Origin of the sequence: Streptomyces sp. NPDC088766 (assembly GCF_044750845.1) — a bacterium.
Lineage (GTDB): Bacteria > Actinomycetota > Actinomycetes > Streptomycetales > Streptomycetaceae > Streptomyces.
Window position 1 is genome coordinate 91,484 of sequence record NZ_JBIVKQ010000018.1, and the last position, 18,548, is coordinate 110,031.

The following is an 18,548-nucleotide window of genomic DNA, read 5'->3' on the forward strand; positions in this document are numbered from 1 at the left end:
CGACCGCCATCACCGCCAGGAACAACTCGGGCGTGAAGGGGCTCACCCGCGTCAGTGCCTGCAACCGCTCCAACCTCTACGGCTTCTTCGGCCGGACGGGCACGACGTGAGAGAAGAAGTCCTCGACGACGCCGGTGCGCACGGCGGCCATGCCGGTGGACCGGCCCGGATCGCGGCCGGTGACGACATCTACTCCAACGGGATCACCGGGCTCTGGACGGTGAACGCCACCGTCGAGGCGAACGACGGAGACTGCCGCGCTTCGTTCTGCCTGGCCTTCGAACGTGCGTCCAGGCGCGCCGGCAGAGACACCGCGGCCGCAAGCGTTTCCCGCTCGTCGGAGCTGAGGGCTTCGGCGATCGCCGTGCCGAGCCAGTCTGCGCGTCCACGGCACGGCCGCGGTCGCTGCGGGCGTCACCGCCACCGCCGGTCCAGGTGTGCGGGCGGTCGGTGACCCACCGACCGCTGCGCGGTCTCACCCGCTCGACTCCGGGCGGCTGCCGCCGGGCTGCCCCCGTGCCGGTGCCCCCGTCGGTGCCTGGGGGGAGCGGACGTCGGCCAGGGTGGTGGCGAGGGACTGCCAGACGTGGGCCGCCAGGTCGAGGTTCTTCGATTCCGTAGCCTGCCGGCCGAGCCGTTGCAGGACCGCTATGCCCTCGTCGACGCGGCCCGCCAGGATCATCAGCCGGCCGTCGAGGACCGACAGCCGTACCCGGTCGCGGTAGGACAGGCGCAGGTCCTCCTCGGACAGCAGGGCGTGGCTGAGAGCGCGGGCGTCGTCCAACCGGCCCTTGTGGAAGGCGAGGTGGGCCTGAAGTGCTCGTAGTTCCTGTACCTGCAGGGGAGTGCCGATCAGGCCGAGGACACCCGCGGCCTCGCTCAGCCAGCGGTCGGCGGCGGCCACCCGGGGCGGTGACATCTGCAGCGCAGCGGCGGTGGCGGCGGCCCGCAGGCGGGTCCACAGGACCAGGTCGTCCTTGCCCTGGAGCAGGTCCAGGGCCGTTTCCAGCCTGGTCTGGGCGGCCGCGTGGTCGCCCTGGCGGTTGCTGACCATGGCGGCCGTCCACAGTGCCTCGGCCGCCAGGGCCGGCGCGGCCCCGGGCAGCAGGTCCCGCTCCAACTCGTCGACGTGCCGTCCGGCCGCTTCGAGCCTGCCGAGTTCCGTCTCGATGCTGATCAGCACCATCACGGCGGCCATGGTGTCGGCCACCGACAGCTTCTCGGCGCGGGCGATGGACAGCGCCTCCACGGCCGCCGGTTCCGCTGCCCGCATGTCACCCAGGGCACGGGTGCAGCGGGCGTACTGGACGAGTGACCGCGCCCGGAGTTCCGCAGCCTCCAACAGGTCGCTCAACTTGATGAGTTCCAGCAGTTGTACGCGCTCCCGCTCGCAGTCGCCGTCGTGTCCGGCGGCGCGGCTCAGCAGCCACAGGGCCTGCCAGCGGGCGGCGGGATCGTCGCCGGCGTCCTCCTCGACCGCGCGGCTCAGGGCCGCGGTGCCGTCCGTACCGGGCGGCGCCGACGTCACCGCGGCCAGCACCGCGGTCAGGGACCTGCCGTCCGAAGGCCCGGCCAGCGCGGACGCGTCGACGCCGAGACGCTGGGCGAGATAGGTCACGGCGCGTTCGGTGGGGCGTCGTTCACCCGACTCCAGACGCGACAGGTAGCCCGTCGACAGGCCCTCACCGACCAGGTTGGCCTGGCTCATGCCTCGTTCGAGCCGAAGTCTCCTCAGCCGACGGCCGAAATGCGGCTGTTCGAGCATCTCTCCCCTCTGGTCCGTTGGTGCGGTCTGCGGGGCTTTCGTCCCGGACCGCCCGCTCGTGCGGATGGAGTTGTCAACACTCTAGGAAGCACCCGGAAGGTGGGCAAGTCGTTTTGTCCATGTCAATTTCGCTGCTCAGCGCAGTCGCCGGCCTTCCGGTGCCCGACCCTCCGGCCGGTGGGCATGCGGGCCGAAAACACGCCATGTGCAAGGGAGTTGACAGGTTGTCCGGTTCGCTTGGCAAACCTTGTCAAGGCGGTTGCCACCCCCTTAGTCTCGAACGTGCCGTCCTGATGCGATTCCCTTGCTCGTCTCGTGGAGGTATTCGTGCTGCGTCACGCCCGACCGGGCTCGTCGCGAAGGTCGATCGTCCGGCTGGTCGTGGTCGCCGGTTCCGCGGGGACCACGACCGACCCGGTCCACCACGCGTTCGAACCCTTGGTTCCCGGCGCCGCGGGCCCGCCCCCGACCCCTGTGCCGGACGGCTTTCCCGCAGGGCCGAGCGGCGAGATCGAATGGCCCTGACAACGTTATCGAGGTGTCGGCCCTCCCGGTGCCGGCACCGTTGCCCCTGATCTGCCCCGGGAGTCCGGCGCCTGCCGCCGGCGGTCCGGGGCGACGCGGAACACCCGGCTCCCGGCCACCGACGAGGTGGCGCGCGCCAGCACGGGGCGCCCGCCGACACCCAGGCATCGGCGCACCCGGTCAGTTCCGCGACAACGACCCTTCCCAGCCCCCCATGCGCAGGAAGAAGGACGGTACGTCCGTGGCGACCACGAGTTTCCCCGACGCTTCGCCCCGCAACAAGAACCAGGCCGCCCAGCCGGCTCCACGCACCCACCGCGGCATCACCCGGAGCAGCACACCGCGTGACGGTGCGTCACCGGCCGTCTGCGCGGCCCACGCGTCCCCCGGTGACGTGGTCGTCAGGGCCGCCGACCCCGAATTCGCCCGCCAATTCGGTTTGAGCGCCGACGAAATACGCGGGTCGGGTCTTCTCGGCCTTCTCCGTACGTCCGTTCCCGCGCGGCTGCGAGAACAGTTCGCCGCGCTTTCCTCGGGCCGGCGAAGGCGATTCACGGAAAGGGTCACCGGCCGGGACGGCAACGGCCACACCTTTTCCGCGGAGATCACCGTGACCGCCGTCGGCAGACCTTCAGGCGAGGTCGCCGGTCTCCTGGTCCTTCTGCGCCGTACAGGAGAGGCGCAGCGGCCGGAGAAGGACCATGAGCCGGTGCTCTCCGGGGGGCCTGTGCTCAGCGCCCTCGACGCACAGGTCCTGGAAGGAGTGGCCAGTGGTGAGTCCACGGTGCAGTTGGCCTCCCGTCTTTATCTGAGCCGTCAGGGGATCGAGTACCGCGTCGGGCAGATGCTGCGCAGGTTCGACGCGCCCAACCGGCCGGCCCTGGTGGCGCGTGCGCACGCACTCGGGATGTTCGCCGTCGGCCAATGGCCGCCGCGCGTCCTGCCGGAACGCGTGAAGTAGGAAGGAGCGGCAGTTCGTCGACTGCCGCGGAGCTCCCCGGGCGGCGGCCGTGACGGTGCCCACCGTCACGGCCGCCCTGGCAGGGGTACCGTCACGGCCGCCGCCGCCCGGGCACAGCCACGGCCGCCGTCGTACGGGCACACCCTCGCCGGACGCCGGCCCCGGCGACCGTGGGCGTCCGCCTCATGCCGCCGAGGGCTGCCACGCCTCCTGGAAGCGGCGGCGGGCGCGGAAGAGGCGGGAGCGGACGGTGCCCACGGGCAGGGAGAGGACCTCCGCCATCTCCTCCTCGTTGAGTCCGTAGGCACGCAGGGTGAGGACCTGCCGGTGCGCCCGGGACAGGCGTTCCAGCACGTCGCTGATGTGCACCGCGTCCAGCGGGTTCGTCTCCTGCCGCGACTCCAGGTGCGAGCAGGTCCTTTCCTCGCCGCTGCGCTTGGCGACGCGGATCGCCTCGCGGATCGTCACCGAGCGCACCCAGCCGTAGAACGCCGCCGGCTCACGCAGCGTGCCCAGACCGCGGTAGACGGCGAGCAGCGCCTCCTGCGCGGCGTCCGCTCCGTCGTCGTGGGTGATGGAACGGCAGATGCGCGCGACGTAGGGCGTGATGGCGGTCAACAGGTGGTTCATGGCGTGCTCGTCGCCCGACTGGGCGCGGGGGAGCAGCGTCAGGGGGGAGGGGAGTTCGCTCACGGTGGTCATGTCGGGGTGGGGCTCCTTACGGCGCCGGGTCGGCGGGTGAGTGAGCGGGAGGGGCGGTGCTCAGCCCGCGGCCGCGCGGGCGGGCTCGGTCTTCGCCGCGTCCGCCAGGCCGGGCAGGCCGAGCAGGCCGTCCCGTACGTCGTCGCGGAACGCCCGCATGAAGGACGGGCTGAAGCAGGCGGTGTGGTGCGGGAACTCGATGGCGAGCCGGCCCTCGAAGGAGACCACGCACGCCATGACGGGACTGCGTCCTGCCTGCGGGAAGTACTGCTCGCGGGCCGGCGCCAGACGGACGTCGACGGCCTCCAGTCCGCTCGGCAGCCGCGGGCCCGGGACCACGCCCATGTTGGTGACGATCACCGTGGCGAGTTGCAGCGTGGGGTTCCGGGGGATCTCCGGCGTGATGCGCATCTCGTGGAAGTGGTCGCCGCGCGAGATGAAGTCGCCCAGACGCGCGTGGACGGTGCGTGCCAGGTCCAGGGGGTCCGGGGTTCCGGACACCTCGAGGGTCTGGAGGTGGGTGGTGACCGCGGGCACCATGTCGGACGCGGGCAGCGGCGGGGAGAGCCGGGAACGCAGGTCGACGGGGGAGAGGCAGCCGAGCGTGCGGGCGCCGTCGCCGTCCAGGCGCCGCCTGGCCGTGGTCAGCAGCGTCGCGGCGATCAGCGCGTGCACCGAGACGCCGCCGGCGCGTGCCGTGTGGCGCAGGCGGGTGGTGGTCTCCGCGTCCAGGGCCAGCCGGCAGACCTCGATGTGCCCGTCCCCGGCCGTGCCTTCGTCTCCTTCGCCGACCGCCCGGCCGGTCGTGGACGGCCGCCGCACGTCGTACGGCACCAGTTCGACCGGGTGCCGCCGCGCCTCCTCGACACGGCCGTCGAGGTACTTGGCCGTGTCGGCGTCGTCGGCCGCGGGCAGCAGCCGGCTGACGGGCTGCGGCCACCGGGGCGTGCCGGACCCGGAGGCCTCGACGCCGTGTTCCCCTTCGACCAGCGTCCGGTAGCGGTCCCACAGCGCGTTGTGCACCGCGATGGCGCTGTGGCCGTCCGTGACGGTGTGGTCGACCACCAGGACGAACAGGTGGCTCCCGCCGCCCGGCGCGCTGACCAGGACGGCGCGGCTCAGCGGCCCCCCGACGGGCAGGGGGTCGTTCAGCTCCGCCGCGTAGGCCTCGTCCTCGGCGCCGGTACGGGTGACCAGACGGGGCCGCTCGTCCTCGTCGAGCAGGCGCAGCGCGTGGCCCGTGCCCTCCTCGACGATGCGGGAGCGAAGCGTCGGGTTCGCCTGCGTCGTCGCGTCGAACGCGGCCGACAGCGCCTCGACGTCGACGGGGCCGCGCAGGGAGCAGGACAGCACGGCCCTGCTTCGCTGGCCCACGTAGAGCGACTCGACCGGACACAGCGCACGGTGCATGCCGTCAGCCTTCTTTCCGTCGTTCATCTCGTGTGTCCACATCGTTCGTTTCCTGCGTTCACGTCATGTGCCCATGACCCGGGAGCGGCCTGTCGCCGCCTGCTGTCCGCCAGAAGCGGGGCCTTTCGAGGGTGCACCGGAAAGCGCGGTGGAATCCACACGGGAACGCGGTGCACGGCGAAGTCGCGTGTTTTCCCTAAAAGTTGATTTGGCCGGCGGACTCCCTCGCGCCGCGGTCATTAGGGAAACACCTGAATCGGGTCCCGGGGGACCGTCTCGGCTTGACCCGGTCGGGCCCGGTGTCCCACCGTGAGGTCCAGTGGAACCGGGGCCGGGCGACACCCGACACCCCTTCCCCCGCCCTTGGTGTGCGACCTCCCTTTCCCGCCCCGTGAGCCCGCCCGGCGCGTACCCGCACGCGAGGGCGGCACGGAGCGGTGGCCGCACCCGTCCGATCCGGCCGGGCCCTCGTCCGTCCGGGACATTACGGCTCGTCACGTGAGGGTTGTGCTATGTCACTGCAGGAGGACGACCGCCGACCGCTGTCCGGGGCCCAGGAGGGCCTCTGGTACGCCGGGCGGCTCGCGCCGGACAGCGCCGCGTACAACACCGCGGAAGCGGTGGAGATCCACGGGCCCCTGGACACCGGCCTGTTCGAGGCCGCGCTGCGGCGCACCGTCGGTGAGGCCGACACCTTCGCCCTGCGTTTCGTGGACACCGACGACGGCCCCCGCTGCCACCGCGCTGCGGACGCGGCCGACTGGAGTCTGCACCGGGTCGACGTCAGCGGCGCCGAGGACCCCGAGGACGCCGCCTGGGCCTGCATCCGCACCGACCTGGCCACCCCCGTGGACACGGAGAAGGGCCCGCTGTTCTCGCACACCCTGCTGACCCTGGCCCCCGACCGCTTCGTCTGGCTGCTGAGGGCCCATCACATCCTGCTCGACGGCTACAGCTACAAGCTCCTCGGGCGGCGCCTGGCGCAGACGTACAACGCCCTGGCCGAAGGGCGCGAGCCCGGCCCCTGCGGGTTCGAACCGGTGAGCCGGCTCCGGGCGGAGGAGGAGGCCTACCGGGACTCCGAGCGGTACGTCCGCGACCGTACCCACTGGGCGCGGCGCCTGGCCGGACTGCCGGAGCCGGCCCGGCTCACCTCCCGGACGGCCGCCCCCACCGCCCCCTTCCTGCGCCGCACCGCCGAACTGGAGCCCGCCGAGGCCGCCGCCCTCGACACGGCGGCGGCCCGCCTCGGCGTCTCGCGCACCGACCTGCTGACCGCCGCCACCGCCGTGTACCTGCACCGGATGACCGGCGCGGGGGACCTGGTGCTCGGTCTGGCGACGATGAGCCGGCTCGGCAGCGCCGCCCTGCGCACCCCCGGCACCGCCTCCGACGTCCTTCCGCTGCGGGTGACGGCCGTCCCCGGCACGCCCGTCGCGGAGCTGGTGCGCGCGGTCGCGGACGAACTGAAGGCCCTGCGCCGGCACCAGCAGTACCGCGGCGAGTTCCTGCGCCGCGACCTGGGCCTGCTGGGCACCGGACGCCGGCTGTACGGACCGGTCCTGAACATCGTCCCGTTCGACGAGTCGCCGGTCTTCGGCGGCTACCCCACCACCTGGCACCACCTGTCCGGCGGAGCCGTCGACGACCTCCAGATCTCCGTACGGCCCGGGGCACGGACCGGCGGCATGTGGCTCGCCTTCGACGCCAACCCCGCCCTGTACGAGGAGGACGAACTCGCCCTGCACCGCGACCGGTTCCTCACGGTGCTGCGCCGACTGGCCGAGGCCGGGCCGGCCACGCCGCTGCGCGACCTGGACGTCCTGCTGCCGGGCGAGCACCCTCGCGACACTCCCGTACGCACGTATCCCGTCGAGCGGACCCTGACGGAACTGTTCGAGGAGCAGGCGGCGCGCGTGCCCGGGCGAACCGCCGTCACCTGCGAGGACGAACACCTCACGTACGCCGAGCTGAACGCCGAGGCCAACCGTCTGGCCCGGCTGCTGGCCGAACGCGGCGCGGGCCCCGGCCGGGTGGTGGCACTCGCCCTGGAACGCGGCCCCCGGCTGCTGCCGGCGCTGCTGGCCGTCCTCAAGACGGGCGCGGCCCACCTCCCCCTGGACCCCGGCCATCCGGCCGAGCGGCTGCGACTGGTCGTCGAGGACACGGCCCCCGTCGCCCTCGTCACCGAGCACGCCCACGCCCACCTGGCCGGGCACACGGTTCCCGCCGTCCTCCTGGACGACCCGGAGGTCACCGCCGACCTCGCCCGCCGGTCCGCCACCGACCTCACCGACGCCGACCGGCACGGGCGGACGAGCCCGTCCGACATCGCCTACGTCATCCACACCTCCGGCTCCACCGGCCGCCCCAAGGGCGTGCCCGTGCCGCACGCGAACGTCGTGCGGCTGTTCGCCGCCGCGGCCGAGCACTTCGACTTCGGCGCGGACGACGTGTGGACGCTGTTCCACTCCTACGCCTTCGACTTCTCGGTCTGGGAGATGTGGGGCGCCCTGCTGCACGGCGGCCGGCTCGTCGTCGTCCCGTACGCCGTCAGCCGCTCGCCGAAGGACTTCCTGGAACTGCTGCACCGGGAGGGCGTCACCGTCCTCAGCCAGACGCCGTCCGCGTTCGAGCAGCTGATCGACGCCGACCGCGAACGCGGCGGTGACGCCGGGGCGTTGCGCCACGTCGTCTTCGGCGGCGAGGCCCTGCGCCCGGCGGCCCTGCGCCCCTGGGCCGACCGGCACGGCCTGGACCGCCCGGCGCTGGTGAACATGTACGGCATCACCGAGACCACCGTGCACGTCACCCACCACCGCGTCACCCGGGCCGACCTGGACGACCCGCGCCGCGGCAGCGTCATCGGCACCCCGCTCGCCGATCTGCGCGTCCACCTGCTGGACCCCGAGGGCCGCCCGGTGCCGCCCGGCGCGACCGGCGAGATGTACGTCTCCGGCGCCGGCGTGGCCGCCGGGTACCTGAACCGGCCCGAGCTGACCGCCGAACGCTTCCTCGACGACCCCCACGGCCCGCCCGGAACCCGCATGTACCGCTCGGGCGACCTGGCGCGGCGCCGCCCCGACGGCACCCTCGACTACCTGGGCCGGGCCGACGCACAGGTGCAGCTGAGGGGCTTCCGCGTCGAGCCGGGCGAGATCGAGGCGGTCCTCACCGCCCACCCGCGCGTCGCCCGGGCCGCCGTCGTGGTCCGCCGCGCCGACAACGGCGCCCGCCAGCTCGTCGCCTACACGGTGGCGGCGGGCGACGGGCCGGCGAGCCCCGCCGAACTGCGCGCCCACGCCGCCGCCCGCCTGCCCGAGTACATGGTCCCGGCCGCCTGCGTCCCCCTGGACACCCTGCCGCTCACCGCCAACGGCAAGCTCGACGTGCGGGCGCTGCCCGCCCCGGACTTCACCACCGAGGCGTCCGGCACCCGCCCCGGGACGCCGCAGCAGAACGTCGTCTGCACGCTGTTCGAGGACGTCCTGAAGCTGCCCCGGGGGACCGTGGGCATCGACGTGAACTTCTTCGACCTCGGCGGCGACTCCCTGCTTGCCACCCGCTTGCTGGCCCGCCTGCGGCACGAGACGGGTGCCGAGATCCCCATCACGGCCCTGTTCGGGACGCCGACACCGGCCGCCCTCGCCCACCGGCTGGCCGCGCAGTCGGACGCCGCCCTGCCGCGGCCCGCCCTCGGCGACGCCGTACGCCCCGAGCGCGTACCGCTGTCCTTCGCCCAGGAACGCATGTGGTTCCTCAACCGGCTCGACGACGGCGCGGCCACCTACAACATCCCGCTCCTCGTCCCGCTGGACGCCGACCTCGACGCCGAGGCGCTCCAGGCGGCCCTCGGCGACCTGGCCGACCGCCACGAGAGCCTGCGCACGGTGGTCGCCGAGCACGACGGAGTGCCGTACCAGCGGATCCTGCCGCCCGGCGGGCTGCGGCCGCGGCTGCACCGCGTCGACTGCCCCGCCGCCGAGACCGCCGCCCACGTCACCGCCGCACTGCGGCACCGCTTCGACCTGACCGCGCAGAGCCCGCTGGCCGCCTGGCTGCTGGGCACCGGCACCGACCGGACCCTGCTGCTCGTGCTGCACCACAGCGCGGCCGACGGCTGGTCGCTGCGGCCCTTCGCCGACGACCTCGGTACCGCGTACGCCGCCCGCCGCGCGGGCCGGGAGCCCCGGTGGGACCCGCTGCCGGTGCAGTACGCCGACTACGCGCTGTGGCAGCGTGCCCTGCTGGCGCCCGAACCGGACGGGACGGGCCGGCTGGAGCGGCTCACCGCCCACTGGCGCACCGCGCTGGACGGTGCGCCCGAGGAGTGCGCCCTGCCCGCCGACCGCCCGCGTCCCGCCGCGCCGCGCGGCGGCGGCGCGCACGTCGAGACCGTCGTGGACGCCGCCGTGCACCGCGACCTGCTGAACCTGGCCGACCGCGAGAACACCAGCCTGTTCATGGTGCTGCACGCCGCCGTCAGCGCCCTGCTCACGCGCTGCGGCGCCGGCGAGGACATCGTCCTCGGCACCCCGGTCGCCGGCCGCACCGAACCCGCCCTCGACCACCTCGTCGGCCTGCTCACCAACACCCTGGTCCTGCGGGCCGACACCTCCGGCGACCCCGCCTTCCGCGACCTCCTCGCCCGGCTGCGCACGGCCGACCTGGCCGCCCTCGACCACCAGGACCTGCCCTTCGACCGGCTGGTCGACGAACTCAACCCGCCCCGCAGGGCCGGGCGGCACCCCCTCTTCCAGGTGATGCTGGCCCTGCAGAACAACGAACCCGCCGTACTCGAACTGGACGGCCGGCGGACCGAGTTGCGACCGACCGCCACCGGCACCGCGAAGTTCGACCTCTTCGTGGACGTCCTGGAACGCCGCACTCCCGACGGGGCCGCCGACGGCCTCGCGCTGCACGTCGAGTACGCCACCGAGCTGTACGACGCCGGTACGGCCGAGGCGTTCGCCCACGCCCTGCACGACGTCCTGCGCACGGTGTGCGCCGACCCCGGGGTCCGCGTCGGGCGACTGCCGGCGATCCCCGACCGCACCCCCGCCCCGGCCGCGGCCGGCACCGCGGAGCTGGAGGAGACGGCACGGGCCGTGCCCGGCATCCGTGACGCCGGCGCCCTCGCCGGCGCCGACGGTGAGCCGCCGCGCCTGTACGTGGTGCCCGGACGGGCGGACGCCGCGGAACGCGTCGAGGACGCCCTGGACCGCGCCGGCCACGGCACGGTCCGCGTCACGGCGGTCAACGCGCTGCCCCTCGACGCCGCCGGCGCCGTCGACACCGGGGCGCTGCGTGCCCTGCCCGTCGTCGACCGCACCGCGGCCGAGGCCTGGCGGGAACGGCTGGCCCGCCTCCCCGGTGTCACCGCCGTCGAGGTGACGGCGGAGAACACCCCCGAGGAGCTCGGGCGCCGCCACGCCGGCCTGCCCGACCGCACGGCGGTACCCGCCCCGGCCGCGAGCACCGAAAGCACCGTCACGGCACCCTTCGTCCCGGCGCTCAGCGAGGGCCCCGCACTGTCCGAGCCGTCCGTGTCCGGCTGGGCCCAGGCCCTGCGCCGCGCCGCCGAGCTGGACCGGGGCGACATCGTCCACGTCCACCCCGACGGCAGCGAACACCGGCGCAGCTACGCCTCCCTGATCCCGGAAGCCTCACGGGTACTGGCCGGTCTGCGCCGGGCGGGCCTGCGCCCCGGCGACCAGGTCGTCCTCCAGTGCGACGTGAGCGAGGACTTCCTCGCCGTGCTGTGGGGCTGCGTCCTCGGCGGCTTCGTCGCCGTCCCGCTGACCGTCCCCGCCTCCTACGACACCCCCTCGGCGGCGCTCACGAAGCTGGAGGGCATCTGGCGGATGCTGGGCCGGCCCTGGATCGTGTGCTCCGCCGGCCGCGAGGCCGGGCTGCGCGACGTGGCCGCCCGGCAGGCGTGGTCCGGGCTGCGGCTGACCACCGCCGACGCCCTGCGCGAGGCGCCGGAGGACCACGACTGGCACCCCGCCCGCCCCGACGACCTCATCCTGATGCTGATGACGTCCGGCAGCACCGGCCTGCCCAAGGCGGTGCGCCTCACCCACCGCAACGTGCTGACCCGCTCCGCGGCCACCGAGCAGATGAACGGGCTGGACGCCACCGACGTCTCGCTGAACTGGATCCCGCTGGACCACGTCACCGGCGTGGTGATGTTCCACCTGCGCGACGTCTACCTCGGCTGCCGCCAGATCCACGCCCCCACCTCCTGGATCCTCCAGGACCCGCTGCGCTGGATGGACCTGGCCGACCGGCACCGGGTCACCGTCACCTGGGCGCCCAACTTCGCCTTCGGACTCCTCGCCGAGGAGTCCCACCGCTTCACGGACCGCACCTGGGACCTGTCGCCGATGCGGCTGGTGATGAACGCCGGCGAGGTCGTCGTGGCCGCCGCCGCCCGCCGGTTCCTGCACGCGCTCAAGCCCTTCGGCCTGCCGCAGGACGTGATGCACCCCGGCTGGGGCATGTCCGAGACCTGCTCGGTGGTCACCGACGCCGTCCTGCCCGGCGAACCCGCCGGGAACGAGGGCACGTTCGTCAGCTGCGGCCGCCCCTATCCCGGCTTCGCCATGCGGATCGTCGACGAACAGGGCAGAGTCCTCGGCGAGGGCGAGGCGGGCCGGTTCCAGGTCCGCGGCACCTCCGTGACCGGCGGCTACCACGACAACCCGGCGGCCGACGCCGAGGCGTTCACCGAGGACGGCTGGTTCGACACCGGCGACCTGGCGTTCCTGCGCGAGGGCGAGCTGTACATCACCGGCCGCGCCAAGGACGTCATCATCGTCAACGGCGTCAACCACTACAGCCACGAGATCGAGGCCTGCGTCGAGGAACTGCCGCACGTGGAACGCAGCTTCACCGCCGCGGTCGCGGTGCGCTCCGATCCCTCCTCGCCCACCGACGAACTGGCCCTCTTCTTCCACCTCGCCTCCGGGGTCCCCGACGCCCCCGACGCCCCCGACGTCTCCGACGCCGACACGGCGGCGGCCCTGCGGGAGATCGCCGGCAAGGTCACCCGGGAGATCGGCGTCAGCCCCGCCTTCCTCGTCCCGGTCGGGCCGCACGACATCCCCAAGACCGAGATCGGCAAGATCCAGCGCACCAGGCTGCGCAAGAGCTTCGAGGCGGGCGCCTTCGACGACGCGGTCCGCAGGGCACAGCTGCTGCTGGGCACCGCCGCCACCGTGCCCGACTGGTTCCTGCGGCCGGTGTGGCAGCGTGCGGAACGCCCCGGCGCACGCGCGACCCCCGCCGGCCGCCACACCCTCGTGCTGACCGGCGCCGACCCCCGGGTCCGGCGACTCGCCGACCGGCTCGCCGACGCCCTGCGGTCCGGCGGCGGCCTGTGCACGGTGGTCGGCGACGGACCCGCGTACGCCCGGCTCGACGCGGCCCGCCACCGCGTCCGGCCCACCGAGGAAGCCGACTACACCGAGCTGCTGCGGCAGTTGGAGCGCGACCGGCGCCCGGTCGACGCCGTCCTGCACCTCGACGGACTGCACCTCGATCGCCCGCGCGGCGCCGGGGCGCCGGAGCAGCCGCCGTACGACACGACCGGTACGGAGCGGTTGCTCGCGCTGGCCCGCGCCCTCGCCGCCCGGCCCGGCCGGCCGCGCCCCGTCGACCTGGTCCACGTCTCGACGGGCGCCCAGGCCGTGCGTCCCGAGGACCGCCCCTGCCCGACGCACGCCATGGCGGGCGCCCTGCTCAGGTCGCTGGGCGAGGAGTTCGGCTGGCTGCGCGGAGCGCACCTCGACCTCGCGCCGGACGAGGACGCGGACCCGCTGCCCGTCCTGCTGGCCGAGTCGACGGTCGCCGCGGACGGCGCGGAGGTGGCGTACCGCGACGGCCGTCGTCACGTACGCCGCCTCGCACCCCTGCCCGACACGCCGTCCCGCGCCGAGGCGCCCGCGCACGACGGCTTCACCCTGATCACCGGAGGGCTCGGCGGTGTCGGCGCCGAGGTCGCGGCCCACCTGCTGCGCACACCCGGTACGCGGCTGCTGATCGTGGGCCGCACCCCGCAGCCCGGACCGGACCTCCGGGGAGCCGGACCGGCCCGCGGGGAGGTCCTGCGGCGGCTGCGCGAGCTGGGCGAGGTCCGCTACGCCTGCGCCGACGTCACCGACGAGCGTCAGGTGCGGGCCGCGGTGGACGCGGCCACCGCGGCCTGGGGCGTGCCGCTCGCCTCGGTCCTGCACCTGGCCGGAACCCTGGTCGAACGTCCCGTGGGCGACCTGGACACGGCCACCTGGCGCCGTGCCCTGGCCGCGAAGGCGCGCGGTGCGTGGGTCCTGCACCGCCTCACCGCCGACCACCCGGCCGTCTCCTTCACCGTGTTCTCCTCCGTCAACGGCTACTTCGGCGGTGCCATGAACGCCGCCTACGCCGCCGCCAACGCCTACCTGGACGCCCTCGCCCAGTACCGCCGAAGCCTCGGTCTGCCCGCCCGGTCCCTGGCCTGGAGCATGTGGCGCGAGCACGGCATGAGCCGCGGCTACCGGCTCACCGCGCTCACCGAGGCCCGCGGCTACCGGCTGCTCGACGCCCCCGCCGCGCTGCGCTCGTTCGACCTGGCCCGCACCCTGGACGAGCCGCATCTGCTGATCGGTGCCGACCGCACCGCTCCCTGGGTCCGCAGCCACGTGGTGGCCCCGGTCCGTCAGGTGCGGCGCCTGGCCGCGCGCGTCGGCCTGGAGGACGGCACCGACCTGGGCGCCCTGTACCGCGCGGCGGCCGACGGCGCCCGCGCGGCCGGCCTGGGCGACGACTGGACACTGCGCTCCGCGGGCACCACCGGACACCGCGACCGGACGGACCCGGGGGAGGGGCTGCGGGGGCTGGAGAGCCGGCTCGCCGAGGTGTGGTGCGCCGTACTGGGCCGCGACCGGGTGGGGCGGGACGAGAACTTCTTCGACCTGGGCGGCAACTCCCTGCTCCTCGTCACCGCCCAGAGCGCCGTGAACAGCGCCTTCGACGCCGACCTCTCGGTCGTCGACCTGTTCGCGCACCCCACCGTGCGGGACCTGGCCCGCCACCTGTCGACGCACACCGGCACCGGGACGGCCGCGAAGCCGTCGGCACAGTCCGAGTCCGAGTCCGAGTCCGAGTTTGAGTCCGCGTCCGACTCCGCAGGACGGCGGGCGGCACCACGGTCCTCCGGGACCGCCCCCAGCGGCCTGGACCGCGCCAAGGAACAAGCACAGCGCCAGCGTGCGGCCCGCGCACGCCGTACCGCCCGGCAGGGGAAGGACCGAGGCCATGCCTGAGATCACCGAACCGTACGACGAGCAGGTCCCCGCCGTCGCCGTCATCGGCATGGCGGGCCGCTTCCCCGGCGCCGCCGACCTCGACACCTTCTGGGACAACCTCGCGGCGGGCCGGGAGTCGGTACGGCCCGTCCCCGACGAGGAGTTCCTCGCCGCGGGCGGCGACCCGCGCGACCTCGACGACCCCTCACTCGTACGCATGGCCTCCGTCGTCGAGGACATGGACCGCTTCGACTCCGGCTTCTTCGGCTACAGCCCCGCCGAGGCCGCCGTGGTCGACCCGCAGCAACGGCTGCTGCTGGAGACGGCCTACCACGCCCTGGAGGACGCCGGCTGCCTGGGCGGGGACCCCACGGGCGAGGCGTTCGGCGTGTACGCGGGCAGCGGCGACAGCCGCTACTACCCCGCCCACGTGTACCCGCGCCACGCCGGGCAGCCCGGCTCGGTGGCGCTCGTGCACGCGGCCACCGCCAACTCCCTCGGCACCCTCGCCACCCGCGTCTCCTACGAGCTGGGCCTCACCGGCCCGAGCGTGTCGCTCCAGACGGCCTGCTCCACCGCGCTGGTCGCCGTGCACACCGCCTGCCAGGACCTGCTCGACCACCGCTGCGACACCGCGCTGGCCGCCGCCGTCTCCCTCAACCCCTCGGCCGCGCTGGGCTACCGCCACGTGCCCGACGGCCCCTTCTCACCCGACGGCCACTGCCGAGCCTTCGCCGCGGACGCCGCCGGCACCTCCTCCGGCGACGGCGTGGGAGCCGTCGTGCTCAAGCGTCTGGAGGACGCCCTCGCCGACGGCGACCGCATCCGTGCCGTCATCCGCGGCAGCGCCGTCAACAACGACGGCCGCCGCAAGGTCGGCTTCAGCGCGCCCAGCGCCGCCGGGCAGACCGAGGTCGTCCTCGCGGCGCAGGCCCAGGCGGAGGTCGACGCCGGCACCATCGGCCTGATCGAGGCCCACGGCACCGCCACCAGGCTCGGCGACCCGATCGAGGTGGCCGCGCTGACCGAGGCCTTCCGGCAGAGCACGCGGCGCACCGGGTTCTGCGCCCTGGGCTCGGTCAAGACCAACATCGGCCACCTGGGCGCCGCCGCCGGCATCGCCGGGCTCATCAAGGCGGTCCTGGCCCTGGAACACCGGCAGATCCCGCCGAGCCTGCACTTCGACCGGCCCAACCCGCTCATCGACTTCGCCTCCGGCCCCTTCCGCGTGCCCACCGCCCTGGAGGACTGGCCCGCGGGCGACCAGCCCCGCCGGGCCGCCGTCAGCGCCTTCGGGATCGGCGGCACCAACGCCCACGTCATCCTGGAGGAGGCCCCGCCCGCCGCCCCGGCCGCGCCCCGCCCGCCCGCGGACGGGCACCGCCTGGTGCTGCCGCTGTCCGCGCGGACCGCCGGCGCCCTGCGCGGCCAGGCCGAAGCCCTCGCCCGGCACCTGGAGCGGCGGCCCGAACTGCGCCTGGACGACATCGCGCACTCCCTGCGCGCCGACCGGCCCGCGCTGCGCCACCGCCTCACCGTCACGGCGGTCACCCGCGAGGAAGCCCTCGACGCCCTGCGCACCGCCGCACCGGGCACCCCGCCGCCGTCCGACGAGCCCGCCCGCGTGGCGTTCCTGCTGCCGGGCGGCGGCACCCAGTACCCCGGCATGGGAGCGGAGCTGTACCGCGACCACGGCGTCTACCGCGACACCGTCGACGAGTGCGCCCGCATCCTGCGGCCCGCACTCGGCGCCGACCTGCGCACCACGCTGTTCGAGAAGGGGCAGCCCGACGACACCGCCGCGTTCCTCGGCCTCGTGGTGACCGAGTACGCCCTGGCCCGCACCCTCATGGAACAGGGCGTGCGCCCGGACGCGCTCATCGGCCACTCGCTCGGCGAGTACACGGCGGCCTGCCTGGCCGGGGTCGTCGACCTGGAGGACATGCTGCCCCTGGTCACCGAACGCATCCGGCTCATCGCCTCCGCGGGCGGCGCCACCGTCGGCGTGGCCGCCCCGGCCGAGGACGTCCGGCCCCTGCTCGACGACGAGCTGTCCCTGGCCGCGGCCAACGGCCCCGGCGCCTGCACCGTCGCCGGACACCTCGGCCCCATCGCCCGCTTCGAGGCCGAACTCACCCGCCGGGGCGTCCCGTTCCGCCGCCTGCGCATCCCCGTCGCGGCGCACTCCCACGTCCTGGACCCGGTCCTGCCGGCCTTCGAGACCCACCTGCGCCAGGTCACGCTGCGCCCGCCGCGGATCCCGTACGTCACCAACGTCACCGGCACCTGGATCACCGACGCGCAGGCCACCTCCGTGCGGCACTGGCTCGACCACACCAGGAACACCGTGCGGTTCGCCGACGGCATCACCGCCCTGTGGGACCGCCTGCACCCCGTCCTGGTGGAGATCGGGCCGGGGGACACCCTGACCAAACTGGCCACCGGGCGGCTCACCGACGAGACGCCCGTGACGGTGACCACCATGCGGCACGCCAAGGCCGAGGCCTCCGACGGGTTCGTCCTCGCGCAGGCCCTTGGCCGGCTCTGGAGCGCAGGCGTGGACACCGCCCTCCCGCCGGCGCCGGACACCGCCCGACGGGTCCCGCTGCCCCCGTACGCCTTCGAACGCCACCGCCACTGGATCGACGCCCCCGGCGCCCGCACGCACCCCGACGCGCCCGACACCCCGGCCGCGGCGGAAGCGGCCCCGGCCCTCGCCCCACGGCCCCGGCTGACCACCGAGCACGTGCCGCCGCGCTCCGAACGCGAACAGGCGGTGACCCGGCTGTGGGAGGAGGCCCTCGGTATCGGCGGCATCGGCGTGCACGACAACTTCTTCGACCTCGGTGGCGACTCGATGCGCGCCGTGCTGCTGGCGGGCCGGCTCCGCCAGACCGGCATCCTCGACGTACCGGCGGCCGAGCTGCTGGCCGCGCCCACGGTGGCCGGGATCCTCGCCGCGTCCGACGAGGCCGCGTCCGACACTCGGGACCCGGACGCGCGGGGGGCCGCCCCCACCGCGCTCGGCCCGCTGCTGCCGCTGCGCGCGGAGGGCACCGCCACCCCCCTGTTCTGCCTCCACCCCGGCGCGGGCGTGTCCTGGCGCTACACGGGCCTGCTGCCCCACCTCGGCGGCGACCAGCCCGTGTACGGCATCCAGGCGGTCGGCCTCGACGGCACCAGGCCGCCCGCCGCGGACGCCGCCGCCATGGTCGGCACCTACCTGGACCTGGTGCGGCAGGTGCAGCCGCACGGCCCGTACCGGCTGCTGGGCTGGTCCTACGGCGGTTTCGTCGCCCACGCCATGGCCTGCGCGCTCCAGGCGGGCGGCGAGCGGGTCGAACTCCTCGCCATGCTCGACGCACCGCAGCCGCACGGCACGACGTACGACCCCGCCGCGGCGGAACGACAGGTGGCGGCCCTGCTGTCGCGGGTGACCGGACTGCCCGTCGAACCGGGGGCCGCGCCACCGGACGTCGACACCGTCCTGGACCGTATCGAGGCGAGCCTCGCGGCCGACCCGTCCGGTTCGCCCGTCACGCGTGCCGAGGCGGCCGCCATCGCCGCCGTCATGCGCAACAACCTGCGCCTCGCACCGCAGTTCGCGCCCGGTGCCTTCCGCGGTGACGTGCTGTTCTTCAGCGCGGCCCGGGAGGAGCCCACCGACTTCCCGGCGGACCTGGCGGTACTGCCCGGCAAGGCCGACAGCTGGCGACCCCACGTCGACGGCACCCTCCACGACCATCAAGTGCCGTGCGGCCACTACGAGATGACCGAGCCCGAGCCGATCGCCCGCATCGGCGAGGTGGTCGCCAAGGCCCTGCGCGGACTCCAGGCGTGAACCGCAGGACGGCGTCCACCCCCGTTCCCGACCCCCACCGAGTACGCCCCGACC

At 74.6% G+C, this 18,548-nt stretch carries 6 protein-coding genes; 3 read left to right on the forward strand and 3 right to left on the reverse strand.

Going from position 1 to position 18,548, the window contains the following annotated elements; genetic code table 11:
- Window positions 1-475 precede the first annotated feature (475 nt).
- Window positions 476-1,765: a helix-turn-helix domain-containing protein gene (locus tag ACIP5W_RS24080; protein ID WP_401477132.1), complete on the reverse strand. Its 1,290-nt coding sequence runs from the start codon at window positions 1,763-1,765 to the stop codon at window positions 476-478.
- Window positions 1,766-2,684: 919 nt separating this feature from the next.
- On the opposite strand from ACIP5W_RS24080, the gene ACIP5W_RS24085 reads away from it, so the two are divergent.
- Window positions 2,685-3,251 (forward strand): PAS domain-containing protein, encoded by a 567-nt coding sequence (locus ACIP5W_RS24085; RefSeq protein ID WP_401477135.1) that lies wholly within the window; start codon window positions 2,685-2,687, stop codon window positions 3,249-3,251.
- A 183-nt stretch (window positions 3,252-3,434) separates the two neighbouring features.
- Here the strand turns inward: ACIP5W_RS24085 and ACIP5W_RS24090 are convergent, their stop codons facing one another.
- Together ACIP5W_RS24090 and ACIP5W_RS24095 are read right to left on the reverse strand one after the other, a co-directional pair.
- Entirely contained in the window at window positions 3,435-3,953 is a 519-nt protein-coding gene (locus ACIP5W_RS24090; protein WP_401477138.1) for an RNA polymerase sigma factor, read from the reverse strand.
- 60 nt (window positions 3,954-4,013) lie between these two features.
- Entirely contained in the window at window positions 4,014-5,363 is a 1,350-nt protein-coding gene (locus ACIP5W_RS24095) for a protein kinase (RefSeq protein WP_401477141.1), read from the reverse strand.
- A 512-nt stretch (window positions 5,364-5,875) separates the two neighbouring features.
- Here ACIP5W_RS24095 and ACIP5W_RS24100 point away from each other — a divergent pair.
- Window positions 5,876-14,671, forward strand: coding sequence for an amino acid adenylation domain-containing protein (locus tag ACIP5W_RS24100; RefSeq protein ID WP_401477144.1), 8,796 nt, complete (start codon window positions 5,876-5,878; stop codon window positions 14,669-14,671).
- Window positions 14,664-18,494, forward strand: coding sequence for a type I polyketide synthase (locus tag ACIP5W_RS24105; RefSeq protein WP_401477147.1), 3,831 nt, complete (start codon window positions 14,664-14,666; stop codon window positions 18,492-18,494). The genes ACIP5W_RS24100 and ACIP5W_RS24105 overlap by 8 nt, the downstream gene beginning before the upstream one ends.
- Window positions 18,495-18,548 lie beyond the last annotated feature (54 nt).